Annotated in this window: 18 protein-coding genes and 2 pseudogenes; 14 read left to right on the top strand and 6 right to left on the bottom strand. The window is 38.9% G+C overall.

Annotated features, from left to right (window positions below):
* Genes I6852_RS05770 through cheW form a run of 8 tightly spaced genes read left to right on the top strand, consistent with a single transcriptional unit; the run spans position 1 to position 9362 of the window.
* Positions 1 to 552: a hypothetical protein gene (locus tag I6852_RS05770; RefSeq protein ID WP_197291759.1), complete on the top strand. Its 552-nt coding sequence runs from the start codon at positions 1 to 3 to the stop codon at positions 550 to 552.
* 15 nt (positions 553 to 567) lie between these two features.
* Entirely contained in the window at positions 568 to 2142 is a 1575-nt protein-coding gene (serA, locus tag I6852_RS05765) for a phosphoglycerate dehydrogenase (RefSeq protein ID WP_197291760.1), read from the top strand.
* A gap of 9 nt (positions 2143 to 2151) precedes the next feature.
* The gene (locus tag I6852_RS05760) at positions 2152 to 4002 is read left to right on the top strand and encodes a menaquinone biosynthesis decarboxylase (RefSeq protein ID WP_197291761.1); all 1851 of its coding nucleotides are present in this window, start codon (positions 2152 to 2154) and stop codon (positions 4000 to 4002) included.
* 22 nt (positions 4003 to 4024) lie between these two features.
* A complete protein-coding gene (locus I6852_RS05755) occupies positions 4025 to 4693 on the top strand; it encodes a YggS family pyridoxal phosphate-dependent enzyme (protein ID WP_197291762.1) in 669 nt (222 codons plus the stop codon).
* A gap of 1 nt (position 4694) precedes the next feature.
* Complete coding sequence (locus tag I6852_RS05750) at positions 4695 to 5453, top strand: UDP-2,3-diacylglucosamine diphosphatase (RefSeq protein WP_197291763.1); 759 nt, start codon at positions 4695 to 4697, stop codon at positions 5451 to 5453.
* 3 nt (positions 5454 to 5456) lie between these two features.
* Complete coding sequence (gene cheV3 / locus I6852_RS05745; RefSeq protein ID WP_197291764.1) at positions 5457 to 6392, top strand: chemotaxis protein CheV3; 936 nt, start codon at positions 5457 to 5459, stop codon at positions 6390 to 6392.
* Between the two features lie 55 nt (positions 6393 to 6447).
* Entirely contained in the window at positions 6448 to 8868 is a 2421-nt protein-coding gene (gene cheAY2, locus I6852_RS05740; protein ID WP_197291765.1) for a chemotaxis histidine kinase/response regulator CheAY2, read from the top strand.
* Complete coding sequence (gene cheW / locus I6852_RS05735; protein ID WP_000070759.1) at positions 8865 to 9362, top strand: chemotaxis protein CheW; 498 nt, start codon at positions 8865 to 8867, stop codon at positions 9360 to 9362. The genes cheAY2 and cheW overlap by 4 nt, the downstream gene beginning before the upstream one ends.
* Positions 9363 to 9612: 250 nt before the next feature.
* Here cheW and tpx read toward each other — a convergent pair whose 3' ends face one another.
* On the bottom strand, positions 9613 to 10113 hold the full coding sequence (tpx, locus tag I6852_RS05730; protein WP_023526486.1) for a thiol peroxidase: 501 nt from the start codon (positions 10111 to 10113) through the stop codon (positions 9613 to 9615).
* A gap of 227 nt (positions 10114 to 10340) precedes the next feature.
* Between tpx and sodB the strand changes: the two genes are divergently transcribed.
* Both sodB and cmoA read left to right on the top strand, forming a co-directional pair.
* Positions 10341 to 10982, top strand: coding sequence for a superoxide dismutase [Fe] (gene sodB / locus I6852_RS05725; RefSeq protein WP_000494609.1), 642 nt, complete (start codon positions 10341 to 10343; stop codon positions 10980 to 10982).
* Between the two features lie 51 nt (positions 10983 to 11033).
* Positions 11034 to 11765: a carboxy-S-adenosyl-L-methionine synthase CmoA gene (gene cmoA, locus I6852_RS05720; RefSeq protein WP_197291766.1), complete on the top strand. Its 732-nt coding sequence runs from the start codon at positions 11034 to 11036 to the stop codon at positions 11763 to 11765.
* A gap of 87 nt (positions 11766 to 11852) precedes the next feature.
* Here the strand turns inward: cmoA and I6852_RS05715 are convergent, their stop codons facing one another.
* From I6852_RS05715 to I6852_RS05705, 3 genes are read right to left on the bottom strand one after another with little or no spacing between them, the layout of a single operon-like run.
* On the bottom strand, positions 11853 to 13712 hold the full coding sequence (locus I6852_RS05715; protein WP_197291767.1) for a primosomal protein N': 1860 nt from the start codon (positions 13710 to 13712) through the stop codon (positions 11853 to 11855).
* Positions 13697 to 13933: a hypothetical protein gene (locus I6852_RS05710; RefSeq protein WP_000051172.1), complete on the bottom strand. Its 237-nt coding sequence runs from the start codon at positions 13931 to 13933 to the stop codon at positions 13697 to 13699. Before I6852_RS05710 ends, I6852_RS05715 begins: the two co-directional genes overlap by 16 nt.
* 12 nt (positions 13934 to 13945) lie before the next feature.
* Positions 13946 to 14173: a hypothetical protein gene (locus I6852_RS05705; protein WP_001191188.1), complete on the bottom strand. Its 228-nt coding sequence runs from the start codon at positions 14171 to 14173 to the stop codon at positions 13946 to 13948.
* Between the two features lie 181 nt (positions 14174 to 14354).
* On the opposite strand from I6852_RS05705, the gene I6852_RS05700 reads away from it, so the two are divergent.
* Positions 14355 to 15101 (top strand): SPOR domain-containing protein, encoded by a 747-nt coding sequence (locus tag I6852_RS05700; RefSeq protein ID WP_197291768.1) that lies wholly within the window; start codon positions 14355 to 14357, stop codon positions 15099 to 15101.
* 15 nt (positions 15102 to 15116) lie between these two features.
* Here I6852_RS05700 and I6852_RS05695 read toward each other — a convergent pair whose 3' ends face one another.
* The gene (locus tag I6852_RS05695) at positions 15117 to 15665 is read right to left on the bottom strand and encodes a hypothetical protein (protein WP_197291769.1); all 549 of its coding nucleotides are present in this window, start codon (positions 15663 to 15665) and stop codon (positions 15117 to 15119) included.
* A gap of 179 nt (positions 15666 to 15844) precedes the next feature.
* Between I6852_RS05695 and I6852_RS05690 the strand changes: the two are divergent.
* The 3 genes and pseudogenes from I6852_RS05690 (at position 15845) to gdhA (ending at position 19305) form a co-directional block, all read left to right on the top strand.
* Positions 15845 to 17067: pseudogene (locus tag I6852_RS05690) on the top strand (M48 family metallopeptidase).
* Complete coding sequence (prmC, locus tag I6852_RS05685) at positions 17064 to 17888, top strand: peptide chain release factor N(5)-glutamine methyltransferase (protein WP_197291770.1); 825 nt, start codon at positions 17064 to 17066, stop codon at positions 17886 to 17888. Before I6852_RS05690 ends, prmC begins: the two are co-directional and overlap by 4 nt.
* Before the next feature lie 70 nt (positions 17889 to 17958).
* Positions 17959 to 19305 carry an NADP-specific glutamate dehydrogenase gene (gene gdhA / locus I6852_RS05680; protein WP_197291771.1) on the top strand — a complete coding sequence of 449 codons (1347 nt, stop codon included), beginning with the start codon at positions 17959 to 17961 and terminating at the stop codon, positions 19303 to 19305.
* 12 nt (positions 19306 to 19317) lie between these two features.
* Here gdhA and I6852_RS05675 read toward each other — a convergent pair.
* Positions 19318 to 19584 (bottom strand): annotated as a pseudogene (locus tag I6852_RS05675) (glycosyltransferase family 10 domain-containing protein); the annotation flags it as partial.

Below are 19584 nucleotides of genomic sequence, written 5' to 3'. Positions count from 1 at the left end.
ATGAGATTTAAGGGTGTTGTTGCTTTTATTTCCATAGCTATCGCTCTTGGCGTTTTAGCCTATTTGTTTTTAAGCGTTAAAAAAGAAATGCCCACTGCTTCTCATGCGATCTCTCAAACACATGCGATCTCTCAAACCAATGAAGGCCTCTCTCAAACAGATGCAAAAAGCCATGAAATCAACCTAGAAGAAAGCCCCAATAATCCTAATACCCCTAACGATGAAAAAGCCTCCCATAACGAAGAAAATCGCAATAACGCCCTTTCTCAAAACCTTGATGTGCAAGAATCTATCAATTACCCCGTTATAGAGCATCATTTTGAAATCCCTTTTGAAGAAAAAAAAAGGGAGTATTCAAAGCTTATCATTAAGGATTTAAAGGACTATCAATGGTGGTGTTTAAAAGAAATCCTCAAAAAAGAACAAATTGATTACGCTTACGATAGCACCAAAAACCAACCCAATCTCATCATCTATTTAGACAAAAACAAAAAAGAACGCTTTTTAGCTGATTTAGACTATTATAAAATACGCTATCATGCTGTTTTTTAAATTCAAAGGATAAAAATGTATCAAGTAGCCATTTGCGACCCCATCCATGCTAAAGGCATTCAAATTTTAGAAGCCCAAAAAGACATTGTCTTGCATGATTATTCCAAATGCCCCAAAAAGGAGCTTTTAGAAAAACTCACCCCCATGGATGCACTCATCACTCGCAGCATGACCCCTATCACAAGCGATTTTTTAAAGCCCCTAACCCACTTAAAATCCATCGTGAGAGCGGGCGTGGGAGTGGATAATATTGATTTAGAAAGCTGCTCTCAAAAAGGGATTGTAGTGATGAATATCCCTACCGCTAACACGATTGCCGCCGTGGAATTGACCATGGCGCATTTGATCAATGCAGTGCGCTCATTCCCTTGCGCGAACGATCAAATCAAACACCAAAGGTTATGGAAAAGAGAAGATTGGTATGGCACGGAATTGAAAAATAAAAAGCTGGGCATCATTGGTTTTGGAAACATTGGCTCTAGGGTGGGCATTAGAGCAAAAGCTTTTGAAATGGAAGTTTTAGCCTATGATCCTTATATCCCTTCTTCAAAAGCCACTGATTTAGGGGTCATTTACACAAAGAATTTTGAAGACATTTTACAATGCGATATGATCACTATCCACACCCCTAAAAATAAAGAAACCATTAACATGATAGGCGCTAAAGAGATTGAACGCATGAAAAAAGGGGTTATTTTAATTAATTGCGCTAGAGGGGGGCTTTATAATGAAGACGCTCTTTATGAAGCTTTAGAAACCAAAAAAGTGCGTTGGCTTGGCATTGATGTCTTTTCTAAAGAGCCTGGCGTTCATAACAAGCTTTTAGACTTGCCCAATGTTTATGCGACCCCCCATATTGGTGCGAACACTTTAGAGTCCCAAGAAGAAATTTCCAAACAAGCCGCTCAAGGGGTTATGGAATCTTTAAGGGGTTCAAGCCACCCGCATGCTTTGAATTTGCCCATGCAAGCTTTTGATGCAAGCGCGAAAGCCTACTTGAATTTAGCGCAAAAACTGGGTTATTTTTCCAGTCAAATCCATAAGGGCGTGTGCCAAAAAATTGAGCTCAGTCTTTGTGGGGAGATCAACCAATTTAAAGACGCCCTTGTAGCCTTTGCGCTAGTTGGGGTGTTAAAACCTGTTGTAGGGGATAAAATCAATTACATTAACGCCCCCTTTGTGGCTAAAGAAAGAGGCATTGAGATTAAGGTTAGCCTTAAAGAAAGCGCTTCGCCCTATAAAAACATGCTCTCTTTAACTCTAAATGCGGCCAATGGTTCAATCAGCGTGAGCGGCACGGTGTTTGAAGAAGATATTTTAAAACTCACTGAGATTGATGGGTTTCATATTGATATAGAGCCAAAGGGCAAGATGCTTTTATTCAGGAATACGGATATTCCAGGCGTTATTGGGAGTGTGGGGAATGCGTTCGCTAGGCATGGCATTAACATCGCTGATTTTCGTTTGGGGCGTAACACGCAAAAAGAAGCCTTAGCGCTCATTATTGTAGATGAAGAAGTTTCTTTGGAAGTTTTAGAAGAGCTTAAAAACATTCCTGCGTGCTTAAGCGTTCATTATGTGGTTATTTAAGGTAGTTGGATGCGAGATTTTTTAAAGCTTTTAAAAAAGCATGATGAATTAGAAGTCATTGACACCCCCCTTGAAGTGGATTTAGAAATCGCTCATCTGGCTTATATAGAAGCGAAAAAACCTAATGGGGGCAAAGCCCTTTTATTCACGCAACCCATAAGAAAAGAGCATGACCAGATCAAAACCTTTGGCATGCCAGTTTTAATGAACGCTTTTGGCTCTTTCAAGCGCTTGGATCTTTTGTTAAAAACCCCCATAGAAAGCCTGCAACAACGCATGCAAGCGTTCTTACACTTTAGTGCTCCTAAAAATTTCACTGAGGGTTTGAAAGTCTTAAAAGATTTATGGGATTTAAGACACATTTTCCCTAAAAAAACCACTCGCCCTAAAGACCTCATCATCAAGCAAGACAAAGAAGTCAATTTGTGGGATCTACCCGTTTTAAAAACTTGGGAAAAAGATGGCGGGTCTTTTATCACTATGGGGCAAGTCTATACCCAAAGCTTGGATCATAAAAAAAAGAATTTAGGCATGTACCGCTTGCAAGTTTATGATAAAAACCATTTAGGCTTGCACTGGCAAATCCATAAAGACTCCCAACTCTTTTTCCACGAATACGCTAAGGCTAAAGTCAAAATGCCTGTCAGTATCGCTATTGGTGGGGATTTGCTCTACACATGGTGCGCGACAGCCCCCTTACCTTATGGGATTTATGAACTCATGCTCTATGGGTTTATTAGGGAGAAAAAAGCGCGCGTGATGCCATGCTTGAGCAATCCTTTGAGCGTGCCAAGCGATTGCGATATTGTGATAGAAGGGTTTGTGGATTGCGAGAAATTAGAGCTTGAAGGGCCTTTTGGGGATCACACTGGCTATTACACCCCCATTGAGCCTTACCCTGTTTTAGAAGTCAAAACCATTAGCTATAAAAAAGATTCCATTTACTTAGCCACTGTGGTGGGTAAGCCTCCTTTAGAAGACAAATACATGGGGTATTTGACTGAACGCTTGTTCTTGCCCTTGCTTCAAACGCATGCCCCCAATCTCATAGATTATTACATGCCAGAAAATGGGGTGTTTCATAATTTGATTTTAGCCAAAATACACACGCGCTATAACGCTCATGCCAAGCAAGTCATGCATGCTTTTTGGGGCGTGGGGCAGATGAGTTTTGTCAAGCATGCGATTTTTGTCAATGAAGACGCCCCTAATCTAAGGGACACCAACGCTATCATTGAGTATATACTAGAGAATTTTTCTAAAGAAAACGCGCTCATCTCTCAAGGCGTATGCGACGCCTTAGATCATGCAAGCCCTGAATACGCTATGGGGGGGAAACTCGGTATTGATGCGACTTCTAAAAGCAATACCCCCTACCCCACGCTTTTAAACGATAGTGCCTTATTGGCGCTTTTACAAGATAAAATGCAAAATATCGTTCTTTTGAAGCAATATTACCCGCACACTCGTAACCCCATTTGCGTCATTAGCGTGGAAAAGAAAGACAAAAGCGTCATTGAATTGGCTAAAAACTTGCTCGGTTTTGAAGAGCATTTACGCATTGTCGTCTTTGTAGAGCATACCAGCAACGATTTGAACAACCCTTACATGCTGTTATGGCGCATCGTTAATAATATTGATGCCAGGCGTGATATCCTCACCTCTAAACATTGTTTTTTTATAGACGCTACCAATAAGGGCGTTATGGATAAACATTTTAGAGAATGGCCCACCGAAACCAATTGCTCCATGGAAGTCATAGAAAATTTGAAAAAGAAAGGGCTTTTAAAAGATTTTGAAACTTTAAATCAAAAATTCCACCTCACGCATTCTTTCAGCACGCACAAAGAAGATCTATAAAGAATAGCCATAAAGAAGGATTATGTTAGATTACCGCCAAAAAATTGATACCCTCATCACCAAAATAGAAAAGGCTCGCACCGCCTATTCAAGGCACCATATTGTCAAAATCGTGGCTGTTTCAAAAAACGCTTCCCTAGAAGCTATCCAACATTACTACAACTGCTCTCAAAGGGCTTTTGGAGAAAATAAAGTTCAAGATTTAAAAATTAAAATGCATTCTTTAGAGCATTTGCCCCTTGAATGGCACATGATAGGCTCTTTACAAGAAAATAAAATCAATGCGCTTTTGAGTTTAAAGCCCGCCCTTTTGCATTCTTTAGACTCTTTAAAACTCGCTTTGAAAATAGAAAAGCGTTGCGAAATATTGGGCGTCAATTTAAACGCTCTTTTACAGGTTAATAGCGCGTATGAGGAAAGTAAAAGCGGGGTGGTGCCTGAAGAAGCGCTAGAAACTTATTCTCAAATCAGTGAAACTTGCAAGCGTCTCAAGCTTAAGGGGCTGATGTGTATAGGGGCGCACACCGATGATGAAAAGAAGATTGAAAAATCCTTCACCACCACCAAAAAACTTTTTGACCAAATAAAGAACGCGAGCGTTCTTTCAATGGGCATGAGTGATGATTTTGAATTAGCGATTGCTTGCGGGGCGAATCTTTTAAGGATTGGCTCTTTTTTGTTCAAAGAGTGAGATGCTAGAAACTTATGCGCTTAAAAATGGGGCTGTTTTTATCTCTGATGCGCATTTTTTGCCCAAAAGCCCTCATTTAATCAACACGCTTAAAGAACTTTTAAGCGCCAAACCCCCACAAGTCTTTTTCATGGGCGATATTTTCCATGTTCTTGTGGGCTACTTGCCCCTAGACAAAGAGCAACAAAAAATCATTGATCTCATCAACGCGTTAAGCGAAATTTCACAAGTCTTTTATTTTGAAGGCAACCATGATTTTTCCATGCGTTTTGTATTCAATTCTAAAGTGGTGGTTTTTGAGCGCCAAAACCAACCCGTATTATTCCAATATGATAACAAACGCTTTTTGCTAGCCCATGGGGATTTATTCATCACTAAAGCGTATGAATTTTACATCACGCAACTCACTTCCACTTGGGCTAGATTTTTTTTAACTTTTTTAAATTTATTAAGTTTTAAAACCTTATACCCTTTTTTGAAAAAACGCATCTATCAAAAGCCCATCCGCCTTTGGGAATTAGATCCAAAAGAATTAAAAGCCTTTATTGAAAAGCGCCTAAAAGCCTATCAAAACTACATTAAAGATCTTAACATTGGTAGGATTGATGGCATTATAGAGGGGCATTTTCACCTCAAAAGCGGCGCAAAAATCCCCTTGAATGCACCTATTTATTGCCCACTGCCTTCCTTTTATTACGAACAAAGCCTTTTTAAGGTATCATCAAGCATTTTAGAATCATCTCAAAATAAGGACGCCTAAATCATGGCAGAAAAAACAGCTAACGATTTAAAACTAAGTGAGATAGAACTCGTGGATTTTCGTATTTATGGCATGCAAGAGAGCGTCCCTTATGAGGGGATTTATGGCATTAATGTGGCTAAAGTCCAAGAGATTATCCCCATGCCCACCCTTTTTGAATACCCCACGAATTTGGATTACATTATCGGCGTGTTTGATTTGCGCTCCACGATCATTCCGCTTATAGACTTGGCTAAATGGATAGGGATTGTCCCAGATAAAAGCAAGGAAAACGAAAAAATCGTCATTATCACGGAATTTAATAATGTCAAATTGGGCTTTTTAGTCCATTCCGCTAGGCGTATCAGGCGCATTAGCTGGAAAGATGTAGAACCTGCATCCTTTAGCGCCTCTAATAGCATCAATAAAGAAAATATCACCGGCACGACCCGCATTGAAAACGACAAAACCCTACTCATTTTGGATTTAGAAAGCATTTTAGACGATTTAAAGCTTAATGAAGACGCTAAAAGCGCTAAAGATACCCCTAAAGAGCGTTTTGAAGGCGAAGTGTTGTTTTTAGACGATAGCAGAACGGCGAGAAAAACCTTAAAAAACCATTTGAGTAAATTGGGTTTTAGCATCACGGAAGCTGTGGATGGGGAAGACGGGTTGAACAAATTAGAAATGTTGTTCAAAAAATACGGGGACGATTTAAGGAAACATTTGAAATTCATTATTTCAGATGTTGAAATGCCTAAAATGGATGGCTATCATTTCTTATTTAAGCTCCAAAAAGACCCCAGGTTTGCTTATATTCCTGTGATTTTTAATTCTTCTATTTGCGATAATTACAGCGCTGAAAGGGCTAAAGAAATGGGGGCTGTAGCGTATTTAGTCAAGTTTGACGCAGAGAAATTCACCGAAGAAATTTCTAAGATTTTAGATAAGAATGCATAATTCTTTTTATAAAATTGTAAAATACTCTTATCTCAAACGCTAAAAAGGGTTTTAAATGGATGATTTGCAAGAAATAATGGAAGACTTCTTGATTGAAGCCTTTGAAATGAATGAGCAATTGGATCAGGATTTAGTGGAATTGGAGCATAACCCTGAGGATTTGGACTTGCTCAATCGCATTTTTAGAGTCGCTCACACCATTAAAGGCTCTAGCTCGTTTTTGAATCTCAACATTCTCACGCACCTCACGCACAACATGGAAGATGTCTTGAATCGCGCCAGAAAGGGCGAAATCAAAATCACGCCTGATATTATGGATGTCGTGTTGCGCTCCATTGATTTGATGAAAACCTTGCTCGTAACGATTAGAGATACCGGATCAGATACTAATAACGGCAAGGAAAACGAGATTGAAGAAGCGGTCAAACAGCTTCAAGCCATCACGAGTCAAAATTTAGAGGGCGCTAAAGAAACTTCAGGGACTAAAGAAGCCCCAGAAAAAGAAGTGAAAGAAGAAAATAAAGAAGAAGCGAAAGAAGAAGCGAAAGGAGAAGCGAAAGAAAACAAGGCAAAAGCCCCTACTGCAGAAAATCCCGCAAGCGATAACCCGCTAGCCGATGAGCCGGATTTGGATTATGCTAACATGAGCGCTGAAGAAGTGGAAGCGGAAATTGAACGCCTACTTAACAAACGCCAAGAAGCCGATAAAGAACGAAGAGCTCAAAAAAAGCAAGAAGCCAAACCTAAACAAGAAGTTACCCCAACAAAAGAAACTCCCAAAACAGAAACTAAAGCTAAGGCTAAAGCCGATACTGAAGAAAATAAAGCCCCTTCTATTGGCGTGGAGCAAACCGTTAGGGTGGATGTGCGCCGCTTGGATCACTTGATGAATTTAATCGGTGAGCTTGTTTTAGGAAAAAATCGCTTGATCAGGATTTATAGCGATGTGGAAGAACGCTATGATGGGGAAAAGTTTTTAGAGGAATTAAACCAGGTGGTTTCTTCTATTTCAGCGGTAACGACAGACTTGCAGCTTGCGGTGATGAAAACTAGGATGCAACCAGTGGGCAAAGTGTTCAATAAATTCCCTCGCATGGTAAGGGATTTGAGCCGGGAATTAGGCAAGAGCATTGAATTAATCATTGAGGGCGAAGAAACCGAATTAGACAAATCCATTGTAGAAGAGATTGGCGATCCGCTCATCCACATTATCCGCAACTCATGCGATCATGGGATTGAGCCTTTAGAAGAAAGACGAAGGCTTAACAAGCCTGAAACCGGTAAAGTGCAATTGAGCGCGTATAATGAGGGTAATCATATTGTGATTAAAATCTCTGATGATGGCAAGGGGTTAGACCCTGTGATACTTAAAGAAAAAGCGATTGAAAAAGGGGTGATTAGCGAAAGAGACGCTGAAGGCATGAGCGATAGGGAAGCGTTTAACCTCATTTTCAAGCCAGGCTTTTCTACCGCAAAAGTCGTTTCCAATGTCTCAGGCAGGGGCGTTGGCATGGATGTGGTGAAAACCAATATTGAAAAGCTCAATGGGATCATTGAAATTGATTCAGAAGTGGGGGTAGGCACGACTCAAAAGCTTAAAATCCCTCTCACTCTAGCTATCATTCAAGCTTTACTCGTGGGCGTTCAAGAAGAATATTACGCTATCCCGCTTTCTTCAGTTTTAGAAACCGTGCGTATCAGCCAAGATGAAATCTACACCGTTGATGGCAAGAGCGTGTTGCGTTTGAGAGATGAGGTGCTTTCTTTGGTGCGCCTTTCTGATATTTTTAAAGTAGATGCTATTTTGGAATCCAACTCAGATGTGTATGTGGTTATCATTGGCTTGGCTGATCAAAAAATTGGCGTGATCGTGGATTATTTGATCGGTCAAGAAGAAGTGGTCATCAAGTCTTTAGGTTACTATCTTAAAAACACTAGAGGCATTGCTGGCGCTACGGTGAGAGGCGATGGGAAAATCACTCTTATTGTAGATGTGGGAGCGATGATGGATATGGCAAAAAGCATCAAGGTCAATATCACTACCTTAATGAACGAATCCGAGAACACGAAGAGTAAAAATTCTCCTAGCGATTATATTGTCTTAGCGATTGATGACAGCAGCACGGACAGAGCGATTATCCGCAAATGTTTAAAACCATTAGGCATCACGCTTTTAGAGGCCACTAACGGGTTAGAGGGCTTAGAAATGCTTAAAAATGGCGATAAGATTCCAGACGCTATTTTAGTGGATATTGAAATGCCCAAGATGGACGGCTACACTTTCGCTTCTGAAGTGCGTAAATACAATAAATTCAAAAACCTGCCTTTGATTGCAGTAACCAGTCGGGTAACTAAAACCGATAGGATGCGTGGCGTTGAATCCGGCATGACTGAATACATCACCAAACCTTATAGCGGTGAGTATTTAACCACCGTAGTGAAGCGCAGCATTAAATTAGAAGGAGGCGAATCGTGAGCAACCAATTAAAAGATTTATTTGAAAGACAAAAAGAAGCTAATGCAGGCTCTAAACAAGAAGACAATGAAGAAATTTTGCAATTCATCGGTTTTATTATTGGCGATGAAGAATACGCCATTCCTATTTTGAATATTTTAGAAATCGTCAAACCCATTGGTTACACACGAGTCCCTGAAACCCCAAACTATGTGCTTGGCGTGTTCAATTTAAGGGGCAATGTCTTCCCGTTGATTAGCTTGCGTTTAAAGTTTGGCTTGAAGGCTGAAAAACAAAATAAAGACACTCGTTATTTGGTGGTGCGACACAACGATCAGATCGCTGGGTTTTTCATTGATCGCTTAACTGAAGCCATTCGCATCAAGCAAACGGATATTGACCCGGTGCCAGAAACTTTGAGCGATAACAATAATTTAACTTATGGCATTGGGAAACAAAACGACAGACTCGTAACCATTTTAAGAGTGGAAGAAATCTTAAAAAAAGACTTCTAAAAACCTTTTCTATCAAACCCTTATGGGTTTTGTGAAAGATTTATTCCATTAAAAGCTTGATTAAAATAAAGCATCTCTTGTAATGCACTAAAAACAGAGTCTTTTTCAATCTTTTCTTTTAAAAGTAGCGTGAAAATTTTTTAAGTGGATTAAAAAGAACTTTTTAGTTTTTATCACCAACGCTTTTTAACAAGTGGGGCTTTTTGCGTTGAGATTCACTAAATTGTAGCCCCCTCCTTTTAAGGATTTCCTATTCCAACACTTTTAAAAGCGCTTCATAATTGGGCTCTTCTAAAATGTTTTGAACGATTTCTTTATAGATAACCACTCCCTTATCATCAAGAACAAACACCGATCGAGCGAGCAAGCCTTGAAAAGAGCCTTTGCCCAACAGCACGCCATAATTTTCCCCAAAAGCCTTATACCTAAAATCGCTTAAAATTCTTAAGTCCTTAATGCCTTCAGCGCCGCAAATTTGCCCTTGAGAAAAAGGCAAGTCCATAGAAATAACGCTAAAACTCACAGAAGGCAGTTTGCCGGCTTGCTCATTGAAGTGTTTGGCTTGGAGCAAGCAAACCGATCCGGTTAAACTAGGAAGCGTGCTAACGACCTGAAAACGCACGCCTTGCTTCAACAAATTGACTTCTTGCAAATCGCCATTGACCAATTTCACATCAGGAGCTTTATCGCCCACCTTTAAGGTTTTCCCTTCTAATTGATATGTTTCTTCTTTAAAAGTAACTTTTTGCATGGTTAAATCCTTTCTAATGAATTGCTATATTATATTGCGTTAGAATAATAGTCCATTAAGATTAACTTTCAAAAAATTTAAAAAAAATTTGTTTAAAAAGTCGTTTTCATTTTAAAAAACCCCTTAAAATCTACAAAATTTGCATAACGATCCATTTTTAAGAAAAGATTTACCAAAAAGTATTAAAAAATGATTACAATACGGCTATCTGATCACAAGGAGAAAACATGTTTACATTACGAGAGTTGCCTTTTGCTAAAGACAGCATGGGAGATTTTTTAAGCCCTGTGGCGTTTGATTTCCACCATGGGAAACACCATCAAGCTTATGTGAATAATTTGAATAACTTAATCAAAGGCACGGATTTTGAGAAAAGTTCTTTGTTTGATATTTTGACGAAGTCTAGCGGAGGCGTGTTCAATAACGCCGCTCAAATTTACAACCACGATTTTTATTGGGATTGCCTAAGCCCCAAAGCGACTGCCTTAAGCGATGAGTTAAAAGGGGCTTTAGAAAAAGATTTCGGCTCACTAGAAAAATTTAAAGAGGACTTCATTAAGAGCGCGACCACTCTGTTTGGCTCTGGCTGGAATTGGGCAGCGTATAATTTAGACACTCAAAAAATTGAAATCATTCAAACGAGCAACGCTCAAACCCCGGTTACGGATAAAAAAGTGCCGCTTTTAGTGGTGGATGTGTGGGAGCATGCTTATTATATTGATCACAAAAACGCGCGCCCTGTGTATTTGGAAAAGTTCTATGGGCATATCAATTGGCATTTTGTCTCTCAATGCTATGAGTGGGCGAAAAAAGAAGGCTTAGGCTCAGTGGATTATTACATCAATGAGTTGGTGCATAAAAAAGCTTAAGTGTTACGGCTATTGTGGTTTAAAGATTTTTAAACCACGCTTCTTTTTTGAATGAAAGACACTCTGTTTAATCAATCTCTAAACAAACGCTTTTGCTTTGATGAGAAAGTCGCTCATGTTTTTGACGACATGCTGGAGCGTTCCATTCCTTACTATCATGAAATGTTGAATCTGGGGGTGTATTTTATCGCTCAAAATTTAAAAGAAAATATCTATCCTAAGTCCTTGCCTAAGCCCTTGATTTATGATTTGGGCTGTTCTACCGGAAACTTTTTTATCGCGCTTAACCAACAAATCCAACAAGATATTGAGCTTGTAGGGATTGACAATTCCATGCCCATGCTCAAAAAAGCGCAAGAAAAATTAAAAGATTTTAACAATGTCCGTTTTGAATGCATGGATTTTTTAGAGGTTGAGTTTAAAGAAGCGAGCGCGTTTTCATTGCTTTTTGTGTTGCAATTTGTCCGCCCCATGCAAAGAGAGGTGTTGCTCAAAAAGATTTATAACAGCCTTGCGTTGAATGGGGTTTTATTGGTGGGCGAAAAGATCATGAGCGAGGATCGGATATTGGACAAGCAAATGATAGAACTATACTACCTTTATAAACAAAATCAAGGCTACAGCCACAATGAAATCGCTTTCAAAAGAGAAGCGTTAGAAAATGTGCTTGTGCCTTATAGCTTGAAAGAAAATATCGCGCTTTTGGAAAGCGTGGGGTTTAAACATGTGGAAGCGCTGTTTAAATGGGTGAATTTCACGCTGTTAGCCGCCAGAAAAACATGAGTTTTTTAAAATAATACAGAAGGCTTGAGTTTTTTAAAGAATATAGAAGACTTAAGTTTTTTAAAGAATATAGAAAACTTAAGTGTTTTAAAAAATATCTATAGGATCCATGTTCACGCTGCAAGGGATACTAGGGGCGGATTTTAAAAACGCATGCACGCTTTTGATTAGGCTTAAAGGGTCTTTAGAACGCAATAAAATAAGGTAGCGGTAAGAAGAGGCGATTTTTTCAATGGGGGCTTTGAAATTGGAGAGCGTTACGCCCTTTTCTAAACACAAAGAAAGGGTTTGGGAGGCTTTTAGGCTCAATTGTTGGGCTTTTTCTTCGTTTTTATGCTTGAACTCTAACAAACACAGCCTTGAAAAAGGCGGGTAGAGTTCGCACCTTTCTTGCAATTCGTATTGTAAAAAATCTTCATAATCTTCTAAGAAATTTTCTAACAGATCCGTTTCAGTGCTTTGAATGAACACTTGGCCAGAAATTTGCCTAGCGCTCCTCCCAGCAATTTGATAAAGTAACGACACGCCTTCTTCTAAAGCCCTGTAACTATTAGATTTAATGATATTGTCTATGCCTAAAACAACCGCTAAACTCACTTTAGCGTAATCATGCCCTTTGCTTATCATTTGAGTGCCGATTAAGATATTCGTTTTTTGAGCGTTGAAATCGTTTAAAATATTGTGGAGTTTTTTTGGCGTGCTGGTGTGATCTTTATCTAAAATCGCTATTTTAGCGCCTTTCAAAAGGCCTTCTAATTCGTTCAACACTTGCATGGTGCCTATCCTTTTACCCACTAAAACTTCGCTTTGGCATGCGCTGCAAATTTTAGGGATAGGGCTTGAAAAATGGCAATAATGGCACATGAGTTTGTTGGTTTTTAAATGCAAGCTCATATTCACGCTGCAAAAGGGGCATTGAACGCTTTTGTAACAACTTTGGCACAGCAAGGTTTTAAAATTAGCCCTTGTAGGCACAAAAATAATGGCTTGCTCGTTTTTGTCTATCACTTGTTTGAGCGCTTCTAGGAGTTTGGGCGTGATAAAACGCTCGGTTTTTTCAAAAATAATGTTTTTTTGCGTGGGGGTGTAGCGCCCCTTTAAGCGCACTAAAGCCTTATCTTTAAAGCGTTGGTAACTATTCAAACTTGGCGTAGCAGAGCCTAAGATCACTTGAATAGGGAATTTATGGGATAAATACAAGCATAAATCCCTAGCGTTATACATAGGGCTTTGATGAGACTTATAAGAAAAGTCATGCTCTTCATCTACAACGATTAAACCCAAATCCTTAAGGGGTAAAAACAACGCGCTTCGTGTGCCTACCACTAATTTGATTTCTTGTGAATAAAGCTTTTCTAAAAATTGTTTTTTTTGATTTTGAGAGAGTTTGCTATGCCACAAGCCTAAATTTTCTTTAAAGACCCTTTTAAGGCGTTGTTGCATTTGAGGGGTGAGAGCGATTTCTGGCACTAACAATAAAGCGCTTTTTTTTTGCTCTAAAGTTTGAGCGATTGCATGCATATAAATTTCGGTTTTCCCGCTACCCGTATCGCCAAAGAGCAAGCTTGCTGGATGTTTTTGCAATTCTTTTAAAGCGTTTGTTTGCGTTTGGCTTAATATATTAAGAACAGGCTCAATTTTTTCTAACCCCATTCCATCACATTCTTTAAAAGGAGTAAAAAGGCTTAAGACTGAAGAAAGATTAGCCGAGTAATATTGAGCGATAAATAGAGCGAGCTCTATTTGAAAGGGGAGTAAAAAATAAGGGGTTTTTTCTAACTCTAGGCATTCAAAAGAGGGTTTTGAAACTTCTTCAAGAACGACGCCCAAAAGCGTTTTACTCCTTAAAGGGATATTGACTAACGCTCCTTTAAGGTGTCGCTCTTTAGAAAAGTAAGTTAAAGGGGGGGTTTTATTTTTTAAAGGAGCGATTAAGTGATAGAACATGATGAGATTTTTTCTAAAAGCTTTTGGAGTTCATTATGCAAATACTCGTTTTGACAACTTTCATGCAAATAATCCTTTAAAAGCTCTAAGGCGTTTAATTCTTGGTTATGGAAACGCTCCTTTAGGGTGCGTTTCATCTCATCGCTAAAGGTGTTATTGAGAGAGATTTTATAGCGTTTTCCTAAATAAGTGATTTCTAAGCTATCGTTTTCTAAAGACATGTTTTTAATGGTTTATGACAATAAATCAGAGATTTTGTCATAAAGACCTTGAATGCCCTTATCTTTAGCGCTCAATTCATCGTATAAAATAGCGATCTGAATGTCTTTTTCTTCATTTTGCGCATTCAGGGTGGTGTTTGCTTGGCGTAAAGCGTTCAACTCTTCTTCTTGTTTTTTGATTTTTTCAATCAATTCATCAATTTTAGCACCCAACTGGTTCAATAAACTTAAAGATTGCATCATAAGCCTTTCATGGTTTTTGAAAGTTATTATATCAAAGCTATTAAATTATCGCAAAATACCCCTATCCCCTTAAATAAAGTAACTAAAACCCCATGTTTTAAACCATTCTTATTGTGGTATTTGGTATTTTTGATTACCATAAAGCAACAAGATAGAAAGCTTGACATGGGAGTGTTAAATGCAAAAAAGTATATTAAAAATGACTCTGTTGTTGGTTTTCCTCTTTTTAAGAAACGCTGTTGGTTTAGAGGACAAAAAAGCGGATCTTAAAAGCGTTCAAAATACGCCCAAAAATTTACCCCCTATCCAATTAAGGCTTGACCAAGCCCATGAAGATCTTATCAAAATGTTAGATAATATGGGAAAAAGCACGCAATATGAGTTCCCTAAAATCAAAGAAATCCTAGAGCAAAGCGAAGAAGAATGGCTCAAAGTCGCCCATGAAGAATGCGTGGCGTTGGTTATGCTAATAAGTCCCAAAGTTTCTATTGAAAATAGCCCGATTTATAAGAATTGCTATGAAGCTTATGTGAAGCAAAGAATCCATGATTTATATGATTTTTATATAGAAAGCAAAAAGGTGAAAAGAAAAATCAAAAAAGCCCATAAGCAAGAGACCGCTATTAATCAATCCCAGCCCCTAACAAAAGAGCCACCCAAGAACGAGAATAAAAAAAGCTTAGTAAAACCTAACTTAAAAGATACGAGTATCCCTAAAGGGTATTACTTGCAAATTGGGGCTTTTTTGAACGCGCCCAGTAAGGATTTTTTGCAAACGCTCAAAACTTTCCCTTACCAAATAAAGAAAAAAGACTCCCTCACGCATTATTTGATTGGCCCTTATAAAACGAAAGAAGAAGCCCTAAAACAGCTTGAAAATGCAACTAAAAGCTTTAAAAATAAGCCTGCGTTGGTGGAAAAGTAATCGTTTTAACTATCCTTATTTGAAAATAAATTTATAGTTTGATTGGATTTGATAAAGCCACATGGCTATTAGCGCGACAAACAAACTCGTGCCCAAAAACACATAGCCTATCATTTTATAAAGGGGGATAAAATTTTTTTGAATTTCTTCTTCTGCAATAATGATTTTAGAAACCCCTAAGCGGTTAGTTGGGGCGCTGTCTGTGAGATAAAAGCCCTGTTTTTTAAGCGCAAAATAAGGGGTTTTGATCAAGGCGTCATTTTTAAAAGAGGCCACAAACGCCCCGATATTAGAAAACTTGACTTTGTTATCCGCATCTAATAAGACAAAGGGGGTGTTTTTGAATCGTTCTTCTAAGATTTTTAAAGGCTCTAAAGAAGAGGCATTATTTAATTCTAAAAGGCTTTTAGCGATCGCATCAGCGGTGTATTGCATGCGTATTTGGGTGTTTTCCAAAAGGTTATTTTTTGCATAAAAGAAAAATAACGCTAACAAAACCCCCACTAAAAGCAAGGTAGAAAGGGTATAAATGATTAAAAAACGCTTTTTAAAAGAATAGGGCATGACGGACCTTTTTATTGATAGCGGGTTGGATAACACAGCTTTTTTATGATTGGATTAAAAACGCTCAAAAACAGCCTCTTTTTTCTACCATACTTATTTAATTTTATGGTAAATTTTTGAAAAATTGTTATAATTCCTACACTTTTATTGGCAAATTGATTAAAAAAGGGGTTTGGAATATGCTTGATATATGGATAGATATGATAATTTGTATTTTCTATTTGCTCTTTTTTACGACTCCTTACATTGTAGGCGATATTTTGCAATTGAAATTTATCCGCCAAAAGCTCTGCGAGAAGCCTGTTTTACTCCCACAAAAGGATTATGAAGAAGCGGGAAATTATGTCATTAGGAAAATGCAATTATCCATTATTTCTCAAATTTTAGACGGGATCATCTTTGCTAGTTGGGTCTTTTTTGGTTTGACGCATTTAGAAGATCTCACGCATTATTTAAACCTTCCTGAAACGCTAGGCTACTTGGTGTTTGCCTTGTTGTTTTTAGCGATTCAAAGCGTTTTAGCTTTACCCATTAGCTACTACACCACCATGCATTTGGATAAGGAATTTGGCTTTTCTAAGGTGAGCTTATCGTTGTTTTTAAGGATTTTTTCAAAGGGTTATCGCTCACTTTAGGCGTGGGATTGTTGTTGATTTACACCCTCATTATGATCATTGAACATGTGGAACATTGGGAGATTAGCTCGTTTTTTGTCGTGTTTGTTTTTATGATATTGGCTAATCTTTTTTACCCTAAAATCGCTCAGCTTTTCAACCAATTCACCCCCTTGAATAACCGGGATTTGGAAAGTCAAATTGAAAGCATGATGGATAAGGTGGGTTTTAAATCCGAAGGCATCTTTGTGATGGACGCTAGCAAGAGGGATGGGCGTTTGAACGCGTATTTTGGAGGCTTGGGCAAAAACAAGCGGGTGGTGTTGTTTGACACTTTGATCTCTAAAGTTGGGACAGAAGGGCTTTTAGCCATTTTAGGGCATGAGTTAGGGCATTTCAAAAATAAGGATTTGTTGAAAAGTTTAGGGATTATGGGAGGCTTGCTCGCTCTTGTTTTTGCTCTGATCGCTCATTTGCCACCGTTGGTTTTTGAAGGCTTCAATGTCTCGCAAACGCCAGCGAGTTTGATTGCGATTTTACTCTTGTTTTTGCCGGTGTTTTCCTTTTACGCCATGCCTTTGATCGGGTTTTTTAGCCGAAAGAACGAATACAATGCGGACAAGTTTGGGGCGAGTTTAAGCTCTAAAGAGGTTTTAGCCAAAGCGTTAGTGTCCATTGTGAGCGAGAATAAAGCGTTCCCCTATTCGCACCCTTTTTATGTTTTCTTGCATTTCACCCACCCGCCGCTATTAGAACGCTTGAAAGCTTTGGATTATGAAAATGAATGACCCTTTCACAAGCCCTAAATAAAGCCAAAAAAGAATTATCGCCAAAAGGCTTTAGGGGGGGATTAGAATCTGAAATTTTATTAGGCTTTGTCTTGCAAAAAGAAAGGGTTTTTTTGCACACGCATGAGCATTTGGAATTAACCCACAAAGAAGAGGCACGCTTTTTTGAATTGGTAGGAAAGCGTTTGAATGACTGCCCCATAGAGTATTTATTAGGAAGCTGTGATTTTTATAGGCGTTCTTTTTTTGTGAATGAGCATGTTTTAATCCCACGGCCTGAAACCGAGATTTTAGTCCAAAAAGCCCTTGATATTATTTCTCAATACCATTTAAAAGAAATAGGCGAAATCGGCATAGGGAGCGGATGCGTGTCTGTGAGTTTGGCTTTAGAAAACCCTAAACTTTGTATTTATGCGAGCGATATTTCACCCAAAGCTTTAGAAGTGGCGTTAAAAAATATTGAACGCTTTAATTTAAAAGAGCGTGTTTTTTTAAAACAAACGCGCCTTTGGGATCATATGCCCATGATAGAAATGCTTGTCTCTAACCCGCCCTATATCGCTAGAAATTATCCTTTGGAAAAATCCGTTCTCAAAGAACCGCACGAAGCCCTTTTTGGGGGGGTTAAAGGCGATGAGATCTTAAAAGAAATCGTTTTTTTAGCCGCTAAATTAAAAATCCCTTTTTTGGCTTGTGAAATGGGGTATGACCAGTTAAAAAGCTTGAAAGAATGCTTGGAATTTTGCGGTTATGATGCAGAGTTTTACAAGGATTTGAGCGGCTTTGATAGAGGGTTTGTGGGCGTTTTAAAAAGTTTTTAAGATAAATTAAAACTTAATTACCCTTTTAGTGTTACAATAAAAACACTTAAAACAATAAAGGATGTCGCTCATGTATGTTGAAAAAATTCTCCAATCTTTACAGAAAAAATACCCTTATCAAAAAGAGTTCCATCAAGCCGTCTATGAAGCTATCACTTCGTTAAAACCCCTTTTAGACAGCGATAAAAGCTATGAAAAGCATGCGATTTTAGAGCGTTTGATTGAGCCTGAAAGGGAGATTTTTTTTAGGGTGTGTTGGCTAGATGATAACCATCAAATCCAAGTCAATCGGGGGTGTAGGGTTGAATTCAATTCGGCTATTGGCCCTTATAAAGGGGGCTTGAGATTCCACCCTAGCGTGAATGAAAGCGTGATCAAGTTTTTAGGCTTTGAGCAAGTGTTGAAAAATTCACTCACCACTTTGGCTATGGGGGGCGCTAAGGGGGGGAGCGATTTTGACCCTAAAGGGAAGAGCGAGCATGAGATCATGCATTTTTGCCAGGCGTTCATGAATGAATTATACCGCCACATTGGAGCCACGACTGATGTGCCAGCCGGGGATATTGGAGTGGGCGAAAGAGAGATTGGTTATCTGTTTGGGCAATACAAAAAATTAGTCAATCGTTTTGAGGGCGTATTGACCGGTAAAGGACTCACTTATGGGGGGAGCTTGTGCAGAAAAGAAGCTACCGGCTATGGGTGCGTGTATTTTGCGGAAGAAATGTTACAAGAAAGGAACAGCTCTTTAGAGGGTAAGGTTTGCAGCGTTTCTGGGAGCGGGAATGTCGCTATTTATACCATTGAAAAATTGCTTCAAATAGGCGCCAAACCGGTAACGGCGAGCGATTCTAATGGCATGATTTATGATAAAGACGGCATTGATTTAGAGCTTTTGAAAGAAATTAAAGAAATCCGTCGTGGGAGGATCAAAGAATACGCTTTAGAAAAAAAGAGCACGAAATACACCCCAACAGAAAATTACCCCAAAGGAGGGAATGCGGTGTGGCATGTGCCTTGTTTTGCGGCTTTTCCTAGCGCGACTGAGAATGAATTGAGCGTTTTAGACGCTAAAACCCTCCTTTCTAACGGGTGCAAATGCGTGGCTGAAGGGGCGAACATGCCCTCAAGCAATGAAGCGATTGAATTGTTTTTGCAGGCTAAGATTTCTTATGGCATAGGCAAGGCGGCTAATGCTGGGGGGGTGAGCGTGAGCGGCTTGGAAATGGCGCAAAACGCGAGCATGCACCCTTGGAGTTTTGAAGTGGTGGATGCGAAATTACACCATATTATGAAAGAGATTTATAAGAATGTTTCTCAAACCGCTAAAGAGTTTAAAGACCCTACTAATTTTGTTTTAGGGGCTAATATCGCTGGTTTTAGAAAAGTGGCGTCTGCGATGATAGCGCAAGGGGTTTGATTACCCCTAATTTTACAAACCCAATTTCTTAACCCATCTCCTTATGGTGCATAGCAAGGGTAAGGATTTTTGATAAGCTTTGTAATAGATTTTAAAAGTGGTGTTTTGAGAGAGTTCCAACAAAAGCGAGGCGTTTTGTAAAAGCCGATCGTAATCAGCTCTCAAATTATTATAATCAGCTCTCAAATTATTATAATCGGCTCTCAAATCATCAATAGATATTAACGGCTCATGCAAATCACGATAGAAAACAAAAGGGTTATCGTGATAAATCGTGTC

Origin of the sequence: Helicobacter pylori (genome assembly GCF_015904775.1) — a bacterium.
Classification (GTDB): domain Bacteria; phylum Campylobacterota; class Campylobacteria; order Campylobacterales; family Helicobacteraceae; genus Helicobacter; species Helicobacter pylori_DM.
The sequence above is the reverse complement of the archived record's forward strand: the minus strand, read 5'-3'. Positions and strand labels throughout refer to the sequence as shown.

Coding starts and splice junctions, on each gene's coding strand:
- I6852_RS05770 (WP_197291759.1), top strand. CDS start 1: ATGAGATTTAAGGGTGTTGTTGCTTTTATTTCCATAGCTATCGCTCTT.
- I6852_RS05695 (WP_197291769.1), bottom strand. CDS start 15,665: ATGCCCTATTCTTTTAAAAAGCGTTTTTTAATCATTTATACCCTTTCT.
- cheV3 (WP_197291764.1), top strand. CDS start 5,457: ATGGCAGAAAAAACAGCTAACGATTTAAAACTAAGTGAGATAGAACTC.
- gdhA (WP_197291771.1), top strand. CDS start 17,959: ATGTATGTTGAAAAAATTCTCCAATCTTTACAGAAAAAATACCCTTAT.
- serA (WP_197291760.1), top strand. CDS start 568: ATGTATCAAGTAGCCATTTGCGACCCCATCCATGCTAAAGGCATTCAA.
- I6852_RS05750 (WP_197291763.1), top strand. CDS start 4,695: ATGCTAGAAACTTATGCGCTTAAAAATGGGGCTGTTTTTATCTCTGAT.
- I6852_RS05700 (WP_197291768.1), top strand. CDS start 14,355: ATGCAAAAAAGTATATTAAAAATGACTCTGTTGTTGGTTTTCCTCTTT.
- I6852_RS05705 (WP_001191188.1), bottom strand. CDS start 14,173: ATGCAATCTTTAAGTTTATTGAACCAGTTGGGTGCTAAAATTGATGAA.
- prmC (WP_197291770.1), top strand. CDS start 17,064: ATGACCCTTTCACAAGCCCTAAATAAAGCCAAAAAAGAATTATCGCCA.
- I6852_RS05710 (WP_000051172.1), bottom strand. CDS start 13,933: ATGTCTTTAGAAAACGATAGCTTAGAAATCACTTATTTAGGAAAACGC.
- I6852_RS05760 (WP_197291761.1), top strand. CDS start 2,152: ATGCGAGATTTTTTAAAGCTTTTAAAAAAGCATGATGAATTAGAAGTC.
- I6852_RS05715 (WP_197291767.1), bottom strand. CDS start 13,712: ATGTTCTATCACTTAATCGCTCCTTTAAAAAATAAAACCCCCCCTTTA.
- cmoA (WP_197291766.1), top strand. CDS start 11,034: ATGAAAGACACTCTGTTTAATCAATCTCTAAACAAACGCTTTTGCTTT.
- sodB (WP_000494609.1), top strand. CDS start 10,341: ATGTTTACATTACGAGAGTTGCCTTTTGCTAAAGACAGCATGGGAGAT.
- I6852_RS05755 (WP_197291762.1), top strand. CDS start 4,025: ATGTTAGATTACCGCCAAAAAATTGATACCCTCATCACCAAAATAGAA.
- tpx (WP_023526486.1), bottom strand. CDS start 10,113: ATGCAAAAAGTTACTTTTAAAGAAGAAACATATCAATTAGAAGGGAAA.
- cheAY2 (WP_197291765.1), top strand. CDS start 6,448: ATGGATGATTTGCAAGAAATAATGGAAGACTTCTTGATTGAAGCCTTT.